The sequence below is a fragment of the Shewanella sp. MF05956 genome (assembly GCF_059758055.1).
This window is the reverse complement of sequence record NZ_JCAYNV010000001.1, coordinates 257,860-275,954: the sequence shown is the minus strand read 5'-3', so window position 1 is coordinate 275,954 and position 18,095 is coordinate 257,860. Positions and strand designations below refer to the sequence as shown.

The 18,095-nt window shown below is 45.0% G+C and carries 16 protein-coding genes; 15 read left to right on the top strand and 1 reads right to left on the bottom strand.

Annotation, left to right across the window (positions count from 1 at the left end):
- Positions 1-35 precede the first annotated feature (35 nt).
- A complete protein-coding gene (locus tag AC19MX_RS01110; RefSeq protein WP_432401368.1) occupies positions 36-779 on the bottom strand; it encodes an SDR family NAD(P)-dependent oxidoreductase in 744 nt (247 codons plus the stop codon).
- 336 nt (positions 780-1,115) lie between these two features.
- Between AC19MX_RS01110 and metA the strand changes: the two genes are divergently transcribed.
- The 15 genes from metA (at position 1,116) to AC19MX_RS01035 (ending at position 18,016) form a co-directional block, all read left to right on the top strand.
- Positions 1,116-2,063: a homoserine O-succinyltransferase MetA gene (gene metA / locus AC19MX_RS01105; protein WP_432401366.1), complete on the top strand. Its 948-nt coding sequence runs from the start codon at positions 1,116-1,118 to the stop codon at positions 2,061-2,063.
- A 338-nt stretch (positions 2,064-2,401) separates the two neighbouring features.
- A complete protein-coding gene (locus AC19MX_RS01100) occupies positions 2,402-3,592 on the top strand; it encodes a thiolase family protein (protein ID WP_432401364.1) in 1,191 nt (396 codons plus the stop codon).
- Positions 3,593-3,812: 220 nt separating this feature from the next.
- Positions 3,813-5,306, top strand: coding sequence for a CoA-acylating methylmalonate-semialdehyde dehydrogenase (locus AC19MX_RS01095; protein ID WP_432401362.1), 1,494 nt, complete (start codon positions 3,813-3,815; stop codon positions 5,304-5,306).
- Between the two features lie 190 nt (positions 5,307-5,496).
- Positions 5,497-6,654 carry an acyl-CoA dehydrogenase family protein gene (locus tag AC19MX_RS01090; protein WP_432401360.1) on the top strand — a complete coding sequence of 386 codons (1,158 nt, stop codon included), beginning with the start codon at positions 5,497-5,499 and terminating at the stop codon, positions 6,652-6,654.
- Positions 6,655-6,704: 50 nt separating this feature from the next.
- On the top strand, positions 6,705-7,487 hold the full coding sequence (locus AC19MX_RS01085; RefSeq protein WP_432401546.1) for an enoyl-CoA hydratase: 783 nt from the start codon (positions 6,705-6,707) through the stop codon (positions 7,485-7,487).
- Positions 7,487-8,605: an enoyl-CoA hydratase/isomerase family protein gene (locus tag AC19MX_RS01080; RefSeq protein ID WP_432401358.1), complete on the top strand. Its 1,119-nt coding sequence runs from the start codon at positions 7,487-7,489 to the stop codon at positions 8,603-8,605. Before AC19MX_RS01085 ends, AC19MX_RS01080 begins: the two co-directional genes overlap by 1 nt.
- A 14-nt stretch (positions 8,606-8,619) precedes the next feature.
- Positions 8,620-9,519 (top strand): 3-hydroxyisobutyrate dehydrogenase, encoded by a 900-nt coding sequence (gene mmsB / locus AC19MX_RS01075; RefSeq protein WP_432401356.1) that lies wholly within the window; start codon positions 8,620-8,622, stop codon positions 9,517-9,519.
- Between the two features lie 12 nt (positions 9,520-9,531).
- Entirely contained in the window at positions 9,532-10,290 is a 759-nt protein-coding gene (locus AC19MX_RS01070; RefSeq protein ID WP_432401354.1) for an SDR family oxidoreductase, read from the top strand.
- Between the two features lie 135 nt (positions 10,291-10,425).
- Entirely contained in the window at positions 10,426-10,632 is a 207-nt protein-coding gene (locus AC19MX_RS01065) for a hypothetical protein (RefSeq protein ID WP_432401544.1), read from the top strand.
- A 23-nt stretch (positions 10,633-10,655) separates the two neighbouring features.
- Positions 10,656-11,669 carry a DMT family transporter gene (locus AC19MX_RS01060; protein ID WP_432401352.1) on the top strand — a complete coding sequence of 338 codons (1,014 nt, stop codon included), beginning with the start codon at positions 10,656-10,658 and terminating at the stop codon, positions 11,667-11,669.
- A 27-nt stretch (positions 11,670-11,696) separates the two neighbouring features.
- Complete coding sequence (locus AC19MX_RS01055; RefSeq protein ID WP_432401350.1) at positions 11,697-12,617, top strand: M14 family metallopeptidase; 921 nt, start codon at positions 11,697-11,699, stop codon at positions 12,615-12,617.
- 278 nt (positions 12,618-12,895) lie between these two features.
- Complete coding sequence (locus AC19MX_RS01050) at positions 12,896-14,488, top strand: ABC-F family ATPase (RefSeq protein WP_432401348.1); 1,593 nt, start codon at positions 12,896-12,898, stop codon at positions 14,486-14,488.
- 131 nt (positions 14,489-14,619) lie between these two features.
- Positions 14,620-14,985, top strand: a complete 366-nt coding sequence (locus AC19MX_RS01045; protein WP_188956682.1) for a hypothetical protein — start codon at positions 14,620-14,622, stop codon at positions 14,983-14,985.
- Positions 14,986-15,003: 18 nt separating this feature from the next.
- Entirely contained in the window at positions 15,004-15,816 is an 813-nt protein-coding gene (locus AC19MX_RS01040; protein ID WP_432401346.1) for an alpha/beta fold hydrolase, read from the top strand.
- A gap of 199 nt (positions 15,817-16,015) precedes the next feature.
- On the top strand, positions 16,016-18,016 hold the full coding sequence (locus AC19MX_RS01035) for a methyl-accepting chemotaxis protein (protein WP_432401344.1): 2,001 nt from the start codon (positions 16,016-16,018) through the stop codon (positions 18,014-18,016).
- The last annotated feature ends 79 nt before the right edge of the window (positions 18,017-18,095 follow it).

Genomic DNA, 18,095 nt, shown 5'->3' with positions numbered 1-18,095 from the left:
TTGTTTTGTGCCATCAAGATTAACCAAGCGTAAAGTTAACCGCGTTTCTTTTTCGGTTTCCAATGGCGAGTATTATAAATATATTCGGGCAGTATGCGGTTTATCCATGCCACAAGACGCCAACGTTTAGTGACATATACGCGGCGCTTTCCCTTTTTCAGTGCGGTTAGTATTTGCGTTGCCACTTTATCAATGGGCGACAGGAGTAATTGAGTATTTAAGTGCACCGCTTTATCAAATAAGCCTAATTGAATATCGCTAATCGTTACCGGCAACTTTAAGCGCTGTGCATGCATGCTCAACCCTTGCAGGTAATTTGCTGCAAAGGCTTTAGAGGCGTGGTAGGCCACATTGGGACCACCGCGTTGCCCTGCAATGGAGTTAATTGCGGCTAATTGACCGTAGCCTTGCTCACACATCAATTTAAAAACACATTGGCTGGCCGCTGCAAACCCCATTACATTAACGTTAATAGCCTGTTGGTCAATAGACCAGGGTAGCGTAGGGTCGTATTCGTTTACCCCAGTGTTCACTATCACTAAATGAGCGCCATTATGTTGCTTCCACGCTTGATTAAGCTGTTCAATTAACATTGGTGGCTGGTCAATGGCGAGCGGATAAACGCTGACCTCGCCAGGAAGGCTTTGAGCAAATTGTTTGAGTGATTCAGGGTCATGCACAAAAAGCACTAAAGACACTTGTTGTGCCGATAATTGCTTGGCTAGCGCCTGGCTGAGTTGAGAGCCTGCACCAATGATCATTGCTGTCGCGACAGACATAGTTAACCTCATGATTATCAATGGCTCATAATAGGAATAACCTCGTTTGATAACAAGAGAGAAAAAAATTCAACTTAAGACGTGTAGACTTCTAGACATCCTTGTGTATGATTGATGACATCAATGAGTGCTTGTGTGACTATTGCTTATATCGCGTGTTATCAAGGTCTAGCGTTAATCTGTATCGCTAACGACATCAGCTTGGTGTGCTCAGTTAGCTTTTTTGCAGAATGCTGAAACTGTGATCGGTGAAACATATTGATTTACAGCACGTTGCCTATTTATTTATCACTACACACATGGTCTGTGTTTAATTAACCCAAAAAGGTGAGTCGTATGCCGGTTCGAATTCCAGATAATCTTCCCGCAGCAGGTATTTTAGAGTCAGAAAATATTTTCGTGATGTCTGAAACCCGCGCCGCCAATCAGGACATTCGTCCGATGCGGGTGCTGATCTTGAATTTAATGCCAAACAAAATTGAGACCGAAACTCAATTGCTGCGATTGTTGGGTAATACGCCATTGCAGGTTGGAGTTGATTTGCTGCGTATTCACGACAAAGAATCAAAGCATACCTCAGTCGACCACATGAATACTTTTTACCGTGATTTTGAAGAGGTCCGTCATAACAATTATGACGGCTTAATCATTACCGGCGCACCGCTTGGACAAATCGATTTTAAAGATGTGGTGTACTGGGATCATATTCGCGAAATTATCGACTGGTCGCAAAATCATGTCACCTCGGTACTTTTTTTATGCTGGGCGGCTCATGCTGGCTTATATCATTTGTATGGCTTAAAGCGTCAGCTACTGCAAAATAAACGCTCTGGCGTATTTAATCACAGTCGCACCAGCGACCCACACCCGTTGTTGCGTGGTTTTGACGATGAATTTTATGCGCCGCACTCACGATTTGCTGAGATGAATGTTGAAGAGTTACGTCAACACCCAGAGGTTGAAGTGTTGGCCGAGTCTGATGAAGCCGGTGCCTATATTGCGATCAGCCGTGACAATCGTAATTTATTTGTCATGGGTCATCCTGAATATCAAAAAGACACCCTTAACGATGAATACACTCGCGATTTAGGCCAGGGATTAAATCCAGACATTCCGCAAAACTACTATCGTAATAACGACCCCGCTCAAGACCCAATAGCGCGTTGGCATAGCCATGGTAGTTTGTTAGTCAGTAATTGGCTTAATTATTATGTGTATCAGTTAACGCCGTATGACTTAAACGACATGAGCGCAAAAACACCATGGGAAAACAAAAAACCATAATCAGCCACTCATAATCCAAAAGCCGTCATACCTTAAGGTATCGCGGCTTTTTTTGTTTTTAACCACAATAACCTCTTATTATAAACCTCAGTAGACTAAAGTTTAACCTTGGCTATAATCACTAGCGCGACCAAGGTGGCCTGTATTTTATATCAATATAAACAGAATGTTATCTAGAATTTCATCTCGTTTTCTATCAAGTGTAAATCTGCAATGACAACCGCATCTGATTAACATCACATTTTTGACCATTTTTTACTTGCTTTACGTTAGCGTCAACGTCAAAGTGGTGTGATATTGTTTTTGATATTTTCTATGCGTACAAAATTGGAGTGGTTATGAGTACAGAGCAAACAGGTCAAGATATCGTTATTGTTGCCGCGAAACGTACACCAATGGGTGGGTTTCAGGGTGCACTGTCTGAGGTCGCTTCTCCAGTATTAGCGGCTGCCGCGATTAAAGGCCTTTTGGCACAAACTGGCATAAGCGGCGACAGCGTAGATGAAGTGCTAATGGGCTGTGTATTGCCCGCGGGGTTGGGTCAAGCACCCGCTCGACAGGCAACATTGGGTGCAGGCTTGCCATTAAGCGTTGGCGCAACAACAGTAAACAAAGTGTGTGGCTCAGGTATGAAAACCGTGATGTTAGCGCACGATTTAATTAAAGCTGGCAGCAGCCAAGTGGTTGTTGCGGGCGGCATGGAAAGCATGAGCCAAGCGCCATACTTACTCGACAAAGCCCGTGGTGGGATGCGTATGGGCCATGGCAAAGTAATGGACCATATGTTTTTAGATGGTCTTGAAGATGCTTATACCGGCGGTGCAATGGGCACTTTTGCCCAGAAAACTGCCGATGACTTTGGCCTAACGCGTGAGCAAATGGATGCTTTTGCATTAAGCTCACTCGAAAAAGCCAATGCAGCGATTAACTCTGGCGCATTTAAAGACGAAGTCGTGCCTGTCACCATAAGTACCCGTCGTGGCGACGTGACGGTTGAGATAGATGAACAGCCGGGTAATGCCCGCCCTGAAAAAATCCCCACGTTACGCCCAGCATTTACCAAAGACGGCACCATTACCGCAGCTAACTCAAGTTCAATTTCAGATGGCGCCGCAGCATTAATGTTAATGACTCGCGCTAAAGCAAGCGAATTAGGTTTAACCGTTATGGCCACCATTAAAGGCCACACCACCCACTCACAAGAACCATCGTTGTTCACAACGGCTCCAGTAGGCGCAATGCAAAAACTGTTCGAAAAAGTGCAGTGGAGCAAAGATGACGTCGACCTTTATGAAATTAACGAAGCATTTGCCATGGTGACCATGCTAGCAATATCTGAGTTAGGGTTAGACGCCAACAAAGTCAACATTAACGGCGGTGCATGTGCTTTAGGTCATCCAATTGGTTGTTCGGGCGCACGTTTGTTAGTCACATTGATTTATGCGTTAAAAGCTCAAGGGCTTAAGCGTGGTGTTGCCTCGCTTTGTATTGGCGGCGGCGAAGCCACAGCCATGGCGATTGAGGTTTAAGCAAGCTAGACAAGATTAAGCTAGACAAGATTAAATTAGACAAGACTATGTAAGACTAAGTTTAAAAAGATTAAGTTCGACAAGACCACTGTACAGGTAGAGGCAAATGCAGCCACATAACATGTGAGACTGACAAGCAAAATAATCGCATCACCTGTGCAGTCACTCAATACGAGTGGGCCTAGCTCACTAACGATATTCAAGGATCGAGGGAAGCAACATGATCACACAAGTTAAGCATTACATTGATGGCGAATTCACTTTTGGCAGCGGCGATCGCAATATCGATGTGACCAACCCAGCTAATAACAGCGTTATCGCAAAAATTAATTGCGCGACAACAGCAGAAGTCGAATTGGCTATTCACAGCGCCAAAGAAGCGTTTAAGACCTGGAAAGAAGTGCCTGTGTCTGAGCGTGCGCGCGTCATGTTGCGTTACCAACATTTGCTCAAAGAACATCACGACGAATTAGCGACCATTTTGGCGCAAGAAACCGGTAAAACATTTGAAGACGCTAAAGGCGATGTATGGCGCGGCATTGAAGTCGCTGAGCATGCCTGTAATGTTGCATCGTTAATGATGGGCGAAACCGTTGAAAACGTCGCGCGTAATATCGATACCTACAGCTATACACAACCGCTTGGCGTGTGTGCGGGTATTACCCCGTTTAACTTTCCTGCCATGATCCCATTATGGATGTTCCCGTTATCGATTGCCTGCGGTAACACCTTTATTTTAAAACCGTCTGAACAAGATCCAATGACGCCACAGCGTTTAGTTGAATTGTTTGTTGAAGCGGGTGCGCCAAAAGGCGTGTTGCAGCTTATTCATGGCGACAAAACCGCCGTTGATATTTTGTTAAGAGATCCAGCCATTAAAGCGATTTCATTTGTCGGTTCAGTGGGCGTTGGTCAATACATTTATAAAACAGGTACTGACAATCTAAAACGTGTGCAAGCCTTTGCGGGTGCTAAAAACCACTGCGTGATCATGCCTGATGCAAACAAGCAGCAAGTGATCAACAACATGGTCGGCGCTTCGGTTGGCGCTGCAGGTCAACGCTGTATGGCCATTTCAGTGGCAGTATTTGTCGGTAAAGCTAAAGAGTGGATCCCTGAGTTAAAAGAGGCGCTTGCCAAAGTGCGTCCAGGTTTATGGGATGACAAAGACGCCGCTTACGGCCCTGTCATCAGCCCTGCAGCCAAAGAGCGCGTGTTAAAACTCATCGCCCAGGGCAAAGCAGAAGGTGCCGATTGCTTACTCGATGGTAGCGACTTTACCCTTGAAGGTTATGAGTCTGGTAACTGGGTTGGTCCAACTATGTTCACCAATGTCACTACCGACATGAGCATTTACAAAGAAGAGATTTTTGGCCCTGTACTGTGTTGTATGGAAGCTGAAACATTAGACGATGCGATTGAGCTTGTGAACAACAGCCCATACGGCAACGGCACGTCAATCTTTACTGCATCAGGCGGCGCAGCGCGTAAGTACCAACATGAAATTGAAGTGGGTCAAGTGGGCATTAACGTGCCTATCCCTGTGCCATTACCGTTCTTCTCATTTACCGGTTGGAAAGGCAGTTTCTATGGCGACCAACACGCCTATGGTAAGCAAGCGGTGCGTTTTTGCACTGAAACTAAAACCATCACCACTCGTTGGTTTGACTCAGAAGCCGTTAGCGGCCCTAACATGAGCATTAACTTAAAATAAGTGTGCTGTGATGAGTCACCATTTGTCGCGATACATCATCGATATATCGCGACAATCTAATCGAAATACAACAAGACTATCTTGATTCACACCATTGTTTTCCCTTACATAATGGCCAAGCAACTTAAGCTGCAGTGAGCAAGTGACTAAATGACCCAAGAGTCATCTAAGACAATATTAGGAGTCCAGCATGGATTTTAATTTAAACGAAGACCAACGCCAATTTGCTGATTTAGCTCGTCAATTCTCAGCCGAAGAACTTGCGCCATTTGCTGCAAAATGGGACGAAGAACATCACTTTCCTAAAGACGTGATACAAAAAGCCGGAGAGCTGGGTTTCTGTTCTTTGTACTCGCCAGAGTCAGAAGGCGGCATGGGCTTATCTCGTTTAGATGCGTCAATTATTTTTGAAGAATTAGCCCACGGTTGTACCGCTACAACAGCCATGTTAACCATTCATAATATGGCGACCTGGATGGTGACCACCTGGGGCACCGAAACCTTACGTAAACAATGGTCAGAAGGCTTAACCACAGGGCAATTATTAGCATCTTACTGTTTAACTGAGCCAGGTGCTGGCAGTGATGCAGCATCGTTGCAAACCAAAGCCGTGCGTGATGGTGATGATTATCTCATTACCGGTTCAAAAATGTTTATCTCTGGTGCCGGTGAAACTGAATTGCTCGTGGTGATGTGCCGTACCGGCGAAGCAGGCCCTAAAGGGATTTCTGCCATTGCGGTGCCAGCTGATGCTGCTGGAGTCACTTATGGTAAAGCGGAAGATAAAATGGGCTGGAATGCTCAACCTACAAGACTGATCAGCTTTGAAAACGTGCGCGTGCCTGCCGCTAACTTACTCGGTGAAGAAGGCCAGGGTTTTACTTTTGCCATGAAAGGGCTCGACGGCGGACGCATCAATATTGCCACATGTTCAATTGGTACTGCGCAGGCCGCATTAACGCGCGCGACACAATACATGAACGAGCGTAAGCAATTTGGCAAACCGTTAGCGGCGTTCCAAGCACTGCAATTTAAATTAGCCGACATGGCAACAGAGTTGGTTGCTGCCCGCCAAATGGTGCGTTTAGCGGCATTTAAACTCGACACCCAAGACCCAGAAGCCAGCGCCTATTGCGCCATGGCCAAACGCTTTGCGACCGATGTAGGTTTTCAAGTATGTGACGGCGCGCTGCAAATCCATGGTGGTTACGGTTATATCCGCGAGTATCCGCTTGAGCGTCACTTCCGCGATGTGCGCGTGCATCAGATTTTAGAAGGCACTAACGAAATTATGCGCCTGATTATTGCTCGTCGTTTACTTGCCAGTGATGCTCACCCAATTCTGTAATGCGTTGATACTCTCGCGACTCACTAGCCCTAAACTAAGGACAGTAAATGATGACAACCCACACCGCATTAATTGAGCATATTATTGGTCACACGGCCATTTTGACGCTTAACAACCCGCCAGCCAATACCTGGACAGCAGACAGCTTACAGTTATTAAAGCAAACCATTATCAAGCTGAATCAAAATAAAGATATTTATGCCTTAGTGATCACAGGTCAAGGTGAAAAGTTCTTTTCAGCAGGTGCCGATTTAAATTTATTTGCCGATGGCGATAAAGGCAATGCAGCGACCATGGCAAAACATTTTGGCGAAGCCTTTGAAACTTTAAGTTCGTTTCGTGGTGTGTCCATTGCCGCCATTAACGGTTACACCATGGGTGGTGGCCTAGAGGTCGCGTTAGCCTGCGATTTACGCATTGCCGAAGCCCAAGCGCAAATGGCACTGCCTGAAGCTACCGTGGGATTACTACCTTGTGCAGGTGGCACGCAAAACCTCACCGCATTAGTGGGTGAAGGCTGGGCAAAACGCATGATTTTATGTGGCGAACGTATTGATGCTGCTAAAGCAGAAAAAATTGGCCTAGTTGAAGAAGTAGTCGAAAAAGGCCAGGCACTAGATGCTGCCGTTGCCTTAGCTGCCAAAGTCGCTAAACAGTCACCGAGTAGTGTAAGTGTGTGTAAAACTTTAATTCAAGCTGGGCGATACATGCCGCGCACTCAAGCCCTGCCGCTTGAGCGCGAATTGTTTGTCGGGCTATTTGATACTGAAGATCAAGCTGAAGGTGTGAACGCCTTTTTACAAAAACGCGCCGCAATCTGGAAGAACTGCTAATGACTCAAGATGTAATATTTCAAACACTCGGCACACTCTCTGGCCAATCAATTGGCATTGTGACCCTTAATATTGAAAAAGCGCTCAATGCGTTAACCCTCGATATGGTTGCCGCGATGCAAACTCAATTAACCCACTGGCAAAACGACGACAGCATTGCGTGTGTGGTGCTACAAGGTGCGGGCGAAAAAGCATTTTGCGCTGGTGGAGATGTGCGTGCTATTTACCATGCATCTATTGCTAATCCCAACACCATTACCGATGAAGCGTGTGGTTTCTTTACCCAAGAATACCAGCTGGATTACTTACTCCATCAGTTTGGTAAACCCGTTTTAGTGTGGGGCGACGGTATTGTCATGGGTGGCGGTTTAGGCTTAATGGCCGGCGGCAGTCATCGTATTGTGACTGAGCGCAGTCGAATCGCGATGCCAGAAGTCACCATTGGTTTATATCCTGATGTCGGTGGCAGTTACTTTTTAAACCGCATGCCAGGCAAAACCGGGCTATTTTTAGGCCTTACCGCCTACAACATGAACGCCGCCGATGCCTTATATGTTGAGTTGGGAAATCATTATCTACCGAGCGATGAACAAGAGCCATTGTTCGACGCCATGGCTGAGCTTAACTGGAGCCAAGACAGTCAGCGTAATCATCAGTTGTTAAGTGATTTACTCACCACGATGACTGAGCCGCATTTAGCAACGCTACCAGACAGTCACTTACAGCAATTTCAAACTCAAATCGATTTATTAATGGCGGGCGATATTTTAGATGTTCATCATCAATTATCGACCTTAAATACTGAGCTTGAATGGCTACAACGAGCCCAGAAAACCGCCTTAGCGGGTAGCCCAATCAGCTGGCATTTAATTTTTGCTCAAGCCCAATTAGGCACTGAACTCAGTTTAGCGCAATGTTTTCAATGGGAGCTTGGTGTCAGCGTGAATTGTTGCTCAATAGGGGATTTTTGCGAAGGGGTTCGGGCGTTACTGATTGATAAAGACCGCCAACCTAAATGGTTATTTAGCGATGTTGAAGCCGTAGAACAAAGCCGAATAGACCAACTGACCACATCCCCTTGGGACGCCAAAAACCACCCATTAGCTGACTTTACTTAATAAGGATTATTATCATGGCAACTGTAGCATTTATTGGTTTAGGTAACATGGGCGGCCCGATGGCGGTCAATTTAATTAAAGCCGGCATGACCGTGACTGTATTTGATTTAAATCCGCTCGCAGTCGAAGCGTTAACCTCACAAGGTGCACTCAGTGCTAAAACGGCTTGCGGCGCAGCAGCATCAGCAGACTTTGTGATTACCATGTTGCCTGCAGGCAAGCATGTACGGGGTTTATATATTGGTGATGACAATAATAAAGGCCTGCTTGATGTGGTCTCTAAACAGACATTATTAATTGATTGTTCGACCATCGATGCCGACAGTGCACGTTTAGTGGGCGCAAAAGCTGCCGAAAAAGGCCTTGAATTTATGGATGCGCCGGTATCTGGCGGTACCGCAGGCGCAGCAGCAGGTACCTTGACCTTTATATGTGGCGGCTCAGATGTCGCCTACACTCAAGCGCAAACCGTATTAACGGTCATGGGCGGCAATATTTTCCATGCGGGTGCTGTGGGTGCAGGGCAAATTGCCAAGATTTGTAATAACATGTTGTTATCTGTGTTAATGGTCGGCACTAGCGAATCATTACAATTAGGTTTAGATAATGGCTTAGATCCTAAAGTGTTGTCTGATATCATGAAAGTCAGCAGCGGCGGTAACTGGACACTCGAAAAGTACAATCCATGTCCAGATGTGATGGAAAACGTGCCGTCGTCGAAAGGGTATCAAGGCGGCTTTATGGTCGACCTCATGGTAAAAGATTTAGGCTTGTCGCAAGAGGCGGCATTAGCCTCTAACTCGAGCACACCGATGGGCTCACTTGCACGCAGTTTGTATATTAACCATGCGCGTCAAGGCAATGGCAGTCGTGATTTTTCGAGTATTTTTGAACAGTTTTCAAAGAAAAAATAAAGGATTCAGTTGATGGAATTAAAAGATAAGGTTGTCGTCATTACTGGCGGAGCAGGTGGTTTAGGTCTGGCGATGGCCCATGATTTAGCTGCCAAAGGGGCTAAATTGGCGCTTATCGATGTTGACCAAACTAAGCTCGAGCAAGCTTGTGCTGATTTAGGCACGACAACTGAAGTACAAGGTTATGCGTTAGACATTACCGACGAAGAAGATGTTGTGGCGGGCTTTAAGTATATCGTTGAAGACTTTGGCCAAGTAAATGTGCTTATCAATAACGCGGGCATTTTACGTGATGGCTTAATGGTTAAAGCCAAAGATGGCGTTGTCACCGACCGTATGTCGTATCAGCAGTTTCAATCGGTTATCAATGTTAACTTAACCGGCAGTTTTTTATGTGGCCGTGAAGCCGCGGCTGCCATGATTGAAACCAAGCAAGCAGGAGTGATCATTAACATCTCTAGTCTGGCTAAATCGGGCAACATGGGTCAATCAAATTATTCAGCGTCTAAAGCCGGTGTTGCCGCGATGTCTGTTGGCTGGGCTAAAGAGTTAGCGCGATACAACATCCGCAGCGCTGCTGTGGCGCCGGGTGTGATTGCCACTGAAATGACCGCGGCCATGAAGCCAGAGGCATTAGAGCGTTTAGAGAAAATGGTGCCAGTAGGGCGGCTAGGTCAACCTGAAGAAATCGCATCAACGGTTCGCTTTATCATTGAAAATGATTATGTAAACGGCCGTGTATTTGAAATTGACGGCGGTATTCGCTTATAGAACAGTGGTATTGGGTTTACAGTTTGTTATGATGCTGTCACGCCGAGCTAATACAATGTGTATTAGCTCGGCGTGACTTTTTTACTTTTAGGGATTAATCACGTGGCAAAACTCGAACTCATACTCAAAAAAATCATGCTTATCGTGGGGATCCTAGGCGTGGTGATTATTTATGGCGGCTTTTTGTATCTGCTGTTTTCGGGGCGATCCACCGCTGCATTGCCGTGGTTCTTACTGATCTCTCCATGGATTTGTGTGTATTTTGGCTTGAGTCACGTACAACAGGTGGCGGTGATCAGCTGGTTTGCGAGTAAATTCAGCTTTAGAAAGTCATCTAAGTAACTCACTATCAGTAAGGTTAACTTATGGTTTCTGCCACGCCGCTATCTCGCACCGCACTGACATGTTATACCTTAATCGCATTAATCGCGTTTGCGGCTAACTCAGTATTTTGTCGGCTTGCATTGTCAAATGAACAGGCTGTGCCACTCATTGACCCAAGCAGTTTCACCGCCATCAGATTAGCATCTGGTGCATTGATGTTGGCCTTATTGATGCTGCTGACTTCGGCAAAAGGGCGAACAACACAAAAACCAGCAAAAGAAAACCCAACAACAGAAGGCCTAGCAACAAAACATCAATTGCCAATACAAGCCCATGGCAGTTATTTAGCCGCAGGCCTGTTGTTTGTGTATGCCATTGGTTTTTCGTACGCGTATGTCCTGCTAGACACTGCAACTGGGGCATTAGTCTTATTTGCCGCCGTACAAATTAGCATGATGTTTATCAGTTATTTGCAAGGTCATAGACTGAATTTTCTTGAGATAACTGGTGCGCTAGTGGCGTTTGCAGGCTTTGGCTATTTAGTGTGGCCGAGCCTCAGCCTTGGCAGTGAGACATTATCAATCACCGGCTTAGTGCTCATGGCGATAAGTGGTTGCGCCTGGGGCGGCTATACGTTGTTAGGTAAGGGCACTGTTAAGCCATTATTTGCTACAGGTTACAATTTTATTCGCACCTTACCCTTAGTATTGTTGATGCTTGCCAGCGTATGGTTATTATCGATGTTAATGCCCGTCGAACCAATGCAATCAGAATCGGCACAGCTAGCATTTCAATTAAGCACTCAAGGGATTGTGCTGGCGATACTTTCTGGTGCGTTGGCCTCGGGTGTGGGCTATGCGTTATGGTATCAAGCGCTTAGAGGACTCAGTGCCAATCATGCCGCAGTATTACAACTTTCTGTGCCTGTGATTGCCGCAATAGGTGGCGTCATCTTTGTCGGCGAGCAAATCAGTGTTCATCTTATTATTTGCACCAGTATTATTTTGTTTGGTATTGCCCTGGTGATTTTCGCCAAAACAAAATCTAACTCATAAACATTAATTAAAAATAAAAGAGGTTTCATGACAGATTCGACTGTATACCCAATAGGCACACCGGGACAAAAATGGACCGATGCTGAGAAAGCCCAATGGTTAGCACAAGTTACCATCAAACGTTCATACCAAGATGAAGTGGTCAGTAAATTAATTCCACTGGCAAGCGAGTTTGAGCAAGTGAAATACGGCGCATTATCTTATGACGCTGACAAGTATCCGTTATTTGGCTTTAAGTCGCACAACTGGGACAGCAACAAAAAGACCATTTTAGTGACAGGTGGCGTGCACGGTTACGAAACCAGTGGCGTACATGGCGCTATTCAATTTTTAGCCACTAAAGCCAAGTATTACAGTCAGTATTTTAATGTCGCTGTGGCGCCGTGTGTCAGCCCATGGGGTTATGAGACTATTAACCGTTGGAACCCACGAGCGATAGATCCTAATCGCTCTTTTTACGCTAACAGTCCAGCAGAAGAGTCAGCAGCATTAATGGCATTTGTCGCCACGTTAGGCGAAGTGTATGCCCACATTGATTTACATGAAACCACCGACACAGATGAGTTAGAGTTCAGGCCGTTATTGTCTGCTCGTGATGGTGTTGAGTACGATAAAGGCGTTATTCCTGACGGATTTTATTTGGTTGGTGACAGTGATAACCCAACCCCTGAGTTCCAAAAAGCTATTATCGATTCTGTGGCCAAAGTGACCCACATTGCCCCAGATGATAATGGCCAATTAATTGAAGTACCGATTGAACAGTTTGGGGTGATTAATTATCCGGTTAAAAAGCTGAGCTTATGTGCTGGTATCACGTTGAATCATTTCAATACCACCACCGAAGTGTACCCAGACAGCCCACATGTCACGACGCAACAATGTAACGATGCGCAAGTGGCGGCAATTACAGGTGGCTTAGATTACATTGTGAATTATTTGCAGGGTTAACAAAGTCGTTAAATTGTAAATGCTTTGCTGTTGCGTTTTTTTATTGCATCAACAGCAAAGCATTATGATTGGGTTTAGGTTGATAAATAGGCCAATAATCCTTACAATGTCGCGCTTTATATCTACCCCTTCGGCGATGCCGTATATCAGTTTAAATCTCACTATTATTTGCTTAGCATTTGGTTAAGAGCGGACTTGAGTAATACAGATGTCAACTCGAGCGATTAAGCTATAATGTGATATCGGTTTAAACACACAACACGATTTGGAATTTCATTTTGATTACAACAGCTAACATCACAATGCAGTTTGGCGCTAAGCCACTGTTTGAAAATCTCTCTGTCAAATTTGGTGGCGGTAATCGCTACGGTTTAATTGGCGCGAATGGTTGTGGTAAATCCACCTTTATGAAAATCCTTGCCGGTGATTTAGAGCCTTCAAGCGGTAACGTGTCGTTAGACGTTAACGAGCGCATGGGTAAACTAAACCAGGACCAGTTTGCATACGAAGCCTTTTCTGTCGTAGACACTGTGATCATGGGACACCGTGAATTATGGAAAGTGAAGCAAGAGCGTGACCGCATTTATTCACTGCCTGAAATGACCGAAGAAGACGGCATTAAAGTAGCTGATCTTGAAATGGAATTTGCTGAAATGGACGGTTACACCGCTGAATCTCGCGCGGGTGACTTACTATTAGGCGTCGGTATTGCTACCGAGCAACATTTTGGTTTAATGAGCGAAATCGCCCCAGGTTTTAAATTACGAGTCTTGCTAGCGCAAGCCCTGTTTTCTGACCCAGATTTATTACTCCTAGACGAACCAACCAACAACTTGGACATCGACACCATTCGTTGGTTACAAGATATGTTGAACCAACGTAATAGCACCATGATCATCATCTCGCATGACCGTTATTTCTTAAACTCAGTGTGTACCCACATGGCTGACTTAGATTACGGTGAACTGCGCGTATTCCCTGGTAACTACGACGAATACATGATGGCTGCACAACAGTCGCGTGAACGCTTAATGAGCGACAATGCGAAGAAGAAAGCACAAATTGCTGAGCTACAAACCTTCGTTGCGCGTTTCTCGGCTAACGCATCTAAAGCGAAACAAGCCACATCGCGTGCAAAACAGATTGATAAAATTAAGCTTGATGACATTAAAGCCTCTAGCCGTGTTAACCCGTTTATCCGTTTCGAACAAGAAAAGAAATTGTTCCGTAATGCATTGATTGTTGAAAACCTTGCCAAAGGATACGACACACCTTTGTTCAGCAAATTTGATCTTATGGTCGAAGTGGGTGAGCGCATTGCAATTCTAGGTCAAAACGGTGTGGGTAAAACCACCTTGTTACGTACCCTAGTGCATGACATTCCGCAGGATGAAGGCACCATTCATTGGTCTGAAAATAATAACATTGGTTATTACGCTCAGGATCATGAAGCCGATTTTGCTAACGACATGACCTTGTTCGAATGGATGAGCCAATGGCGTAAAGAAAACGATGATGATCAATCTGTACGTGGCATTTTAGGCCGCATGCTGTTTGGTGCAGACGACATTAAAAAGTCGGTTAAAGTGTTATCGGGTGGTGAAAAGGGCCGTATGTACTTCGGTAAACTTATCATGCAAAAGCCAAACATTTTATTACTCGACGAACCCACCAACCACATGGATATGGAATCGATTGAGTCATTGAACAACGCCTTAGAGAAATACGAAGGGACGTTAATGTTCGTATCGCATGACCGTGCATTTGTATCGTCGCTGGCGACACGTATCCTTGAAGTCACGCCACAAGGCATTAATGACTTTAAAGGCACTTACGATGAGTTCCTAGCAAGCAAAGGTATTGAAGGTTAAGTTGATTCGCTTTCAACCAAGTAATTGATGAAAGCCCTGAACTTATGTTCGGGGCTTTTTTTATATTATTGATTTAAGAGCATGAATATCAATATACTCAAGCTATTAAACGATTACAGGCAGATAAATACATGAGCATCACCCTCGAACAAGCATCTAGTACCTTGAATGAACTCAAATGTCGTACTAATTTTAATATTAAGAATGTCACCGAATACATGTTGCCAGAGCTCAAAGAACCGGTTTATGTGCATGTTGAAGGTAAAATTCCGTTGCTGATAATCCGTCCAGCATTTGAAGTCTTTTCAACTGAGCTTGCCACCATTGACGGTGTACACGCTAAATACGATTATTATCACAATGCACAAATGACACGTTTTCCGACAAGGCAATACAAAGGCTTAAATGAAACCCACTACGGATTAGCATTTAGATTTGATAATGTTGAAGCCATCAAACTGTTTATTAATCGATTAATCGAAATCGTAAAAGGATAAGTAGGAGATTACCTCGCCATGACAGAACAATTTAATATCAATCAGTTTAATTGTTCCATTAGCGGTAAAGGCCAAAGCCTAGTGTGGGCCCACGGTTTATGTGGCTGTATGCAAAGCGAAGATGCTATTGGCGTATACGCATGGCATCGATTTCCTAAAAAACTCCAACTTATTCGTTACGACGCCATTGGCCATGGTTTATCCACCCAAAGCCAGTCTGTTGATGACTATCTTTGGCCAAACCTAGCCACAGACATGCTCCGTGTCGCTGATCATTACCGCGCGGCAACACCGCTTATTTTAGGCGGCCAATCTATGGGAAGTGCCACCAGTTTGTATGCGGCATTAGCCCATCCCGAAAAGGTTAAAGGCCTGGTGTTAATGACGCCTCCCATAGGCTGGCAAGCCCGGGCTGCACAAGTCGATTATTACCATAAAATAGCCAAAGCTGCGCGGATATTAGGTGGTAAGGGCCTTGCAAAAATGAATGCTAAGCATATCGATAAAATGTTGCCTAGCTGGTTAATCGATGCTCACAAACACAGCGTGTTAGGCATGCTAGATGGCTTGAAGTTGATGAAACGCCAAACATTACATCAACTCTTTACTGCAGCGGCCCACAATGATTTACCCACCACAGCGCAACTTGCCAGTATTGATGTTCCGACACTTATTTTGGCCTGGGAAGGCGATGCCGCCCATCCCATCGACAGTGCCATTACCTTAAAAAAGTGGCTGCCTAATGCCACATTACACATCGCTAACGCAATGGACGATGTTAATGAATGGCCGGCATTAATCAGCGAGTTTTGTCTCGCATTAGAGCAATAGTGTGGCTGTGATAACTAATACCTAATACCTAATAATAGGTAACTTACTCATAATTAATATGAGGTTAGCTAATTTAGCTGTGAGCAATGTCTGAGTTTGATTTATTTGTAATACAAAAATAAATCATATCAGTTAACCTCAGTCGTACTATTATTGTATTCAGATATATTGTACTCACCTATAATTAAAAAGGATTTTTATGAATTGGCAATGGATAAGTAACCTTAAAATTTCGCGTAAGCTTGCTTTGCTTGTATTGCCACCCTTGCTCACCAGTATCTTATTTGGTGGCATGTATGTGAGTAATCATTACCGCACCCAGCAGCAACTTCAGTTAGTGATAGAACTATCAAATGTCGCCATTATTAATAGTGCGCTGGTGCACGAGCTGCAAAAAGAGCGCGGCATGAGCGCTGGTTTCATTGGGTCAAAAGGGCAATCATTTAAAGACGATTTGCCTGAGCAGCGTGGTCAAACCGATAGCCAAATCAACCGCTTTAAACAATTTGCTCAGCAAGATGACTTCCCTATTCAATTGCAAGCGACTTACGATCAAGTTGCCTCATCATTAATTCAACTAAAAACGATGCGAGACAAGGTTAGCAGCCTCACGGTTACCGTGCCTGAACAAGTCGGTTATTACACTCAAATGAACACGCTATTACTGTCGATGGTCGACGAAGCCGCGAGCCAAAGCCAAGACAGCGAACTGTCAATGCGCCTCAAAGCGTTTGCGGCTTATTTACAGTTAAAAGAGCGTGCAGGGATAGAGCGGGCCGTATTAAGTACCACATTTGGTAACAGCGAGTTTGCCCCGGGTTTATTCCGTAAATTTGTCACTTTAGTGGCAGAGCAGCAAACCTATGCCGAGCGATTTATCGCAGCGGCTAATATCAGTAATATAAACGCCTTTAAACAAGCGCAGCAAAGCAGTGCCATGGCAGATGTACAAGCTTTACGAGAACTGGCTTTTACACAAGACGCCTCAGCCATGTTGGCGCAAAACCCAGAAGAGTGGTTTAAAACATCAACAGCCCGCATAGCAATACTAACAGCACTTGAAAAACAATTTGGTGATGATTTAACACAGCTTAGCCACGACAAACTGACTAATGCAACTCAGCAGATGTACTACACCGCGTTACTCTTACTGCTCGCATTAGTGTTTGTCATTGTAATGAGCCTGAGTGTGTCGGGTTATTTACATCGCAGTTTAAGCGTATTGCACAAGCAAATGCTCCATGCCGGCACTCAATTTGATTTAACCACCCGTTTACCTCATCAATCTGAAGACGAATTTGGCCAAATTTCAATAGCGTTTAACCAAATGATGGCCGAGTTTGAAGACATCATTACCCAGGTGCGCGTCAATGCCGTTAATCTGGTTAATGCTGTTGAGCAAATGAACGGTTATACACGCTCATTGCAAACCGATGTGCTACAAGGTTCATCAGAAGCAGAGCAGGTCGCTTCTGCCATGACTCAGATGAGTGCAACAGTACATGAAATTGCCGCCAATGCAGTGCAGGCATCTGATGCGTCAGCCAAAGCCAACATTGAGGCCAAAAGCGGCGAAAATGATGTCAGTAAAACCGGTGATGCTATTCAACTGTTAGCCAATGAAATAGCAGATGCTGCAGAAGCTATAGGCCGTTTAGATACAGATGTGCAAAGCATTGTGACCATACTTGATGTGATTAGCTCCATTGCAGAACAAACCAATTTATTAGCACTAAATGCTGCCATTGAAGCGGCAAGGGCCGGCGATCAAGGCCGAGGTTTTGCCGTTGTTGCTGATGAGGTTCGCACGCTCGCGCAGCGTTCACAAAGCTCAACCGAAGACATTAAAAACATGACCGAACGCTTAAAGTCCGGCGCAACAATAGCGGTTAGTGCCATGAAGCGAGGCCAGGCGCAGGCGCAGTTAAGCGTTGAAGAATCTAAACACGCAGGTCGTGAGCTAAAACTCATTGCTGAGCACGTTGAGGTGATAGACAACATGAATGAACAAATTGCCGCCTCAACCCATGAGCAGTCAGCTGTGGCAGAAGAAGTGAATCGCAATGCGATGAAAATTACTGAAATCTACCATCATACTCAAGAAATATCGCAACAACTCGCAGAGCTTAACGACAACTTACTCAGTGATGCCAGCAACATGTCACGCCAAGTGAGCAAGTTTACGTTATCAAAAGAGTAGAGCGTTAAGTTAAAGGCTGATAAGTCGATTGTCACGGTCCACTTCTCGAAACGGGAAAGGCCCGCTACTCCTTCATTTC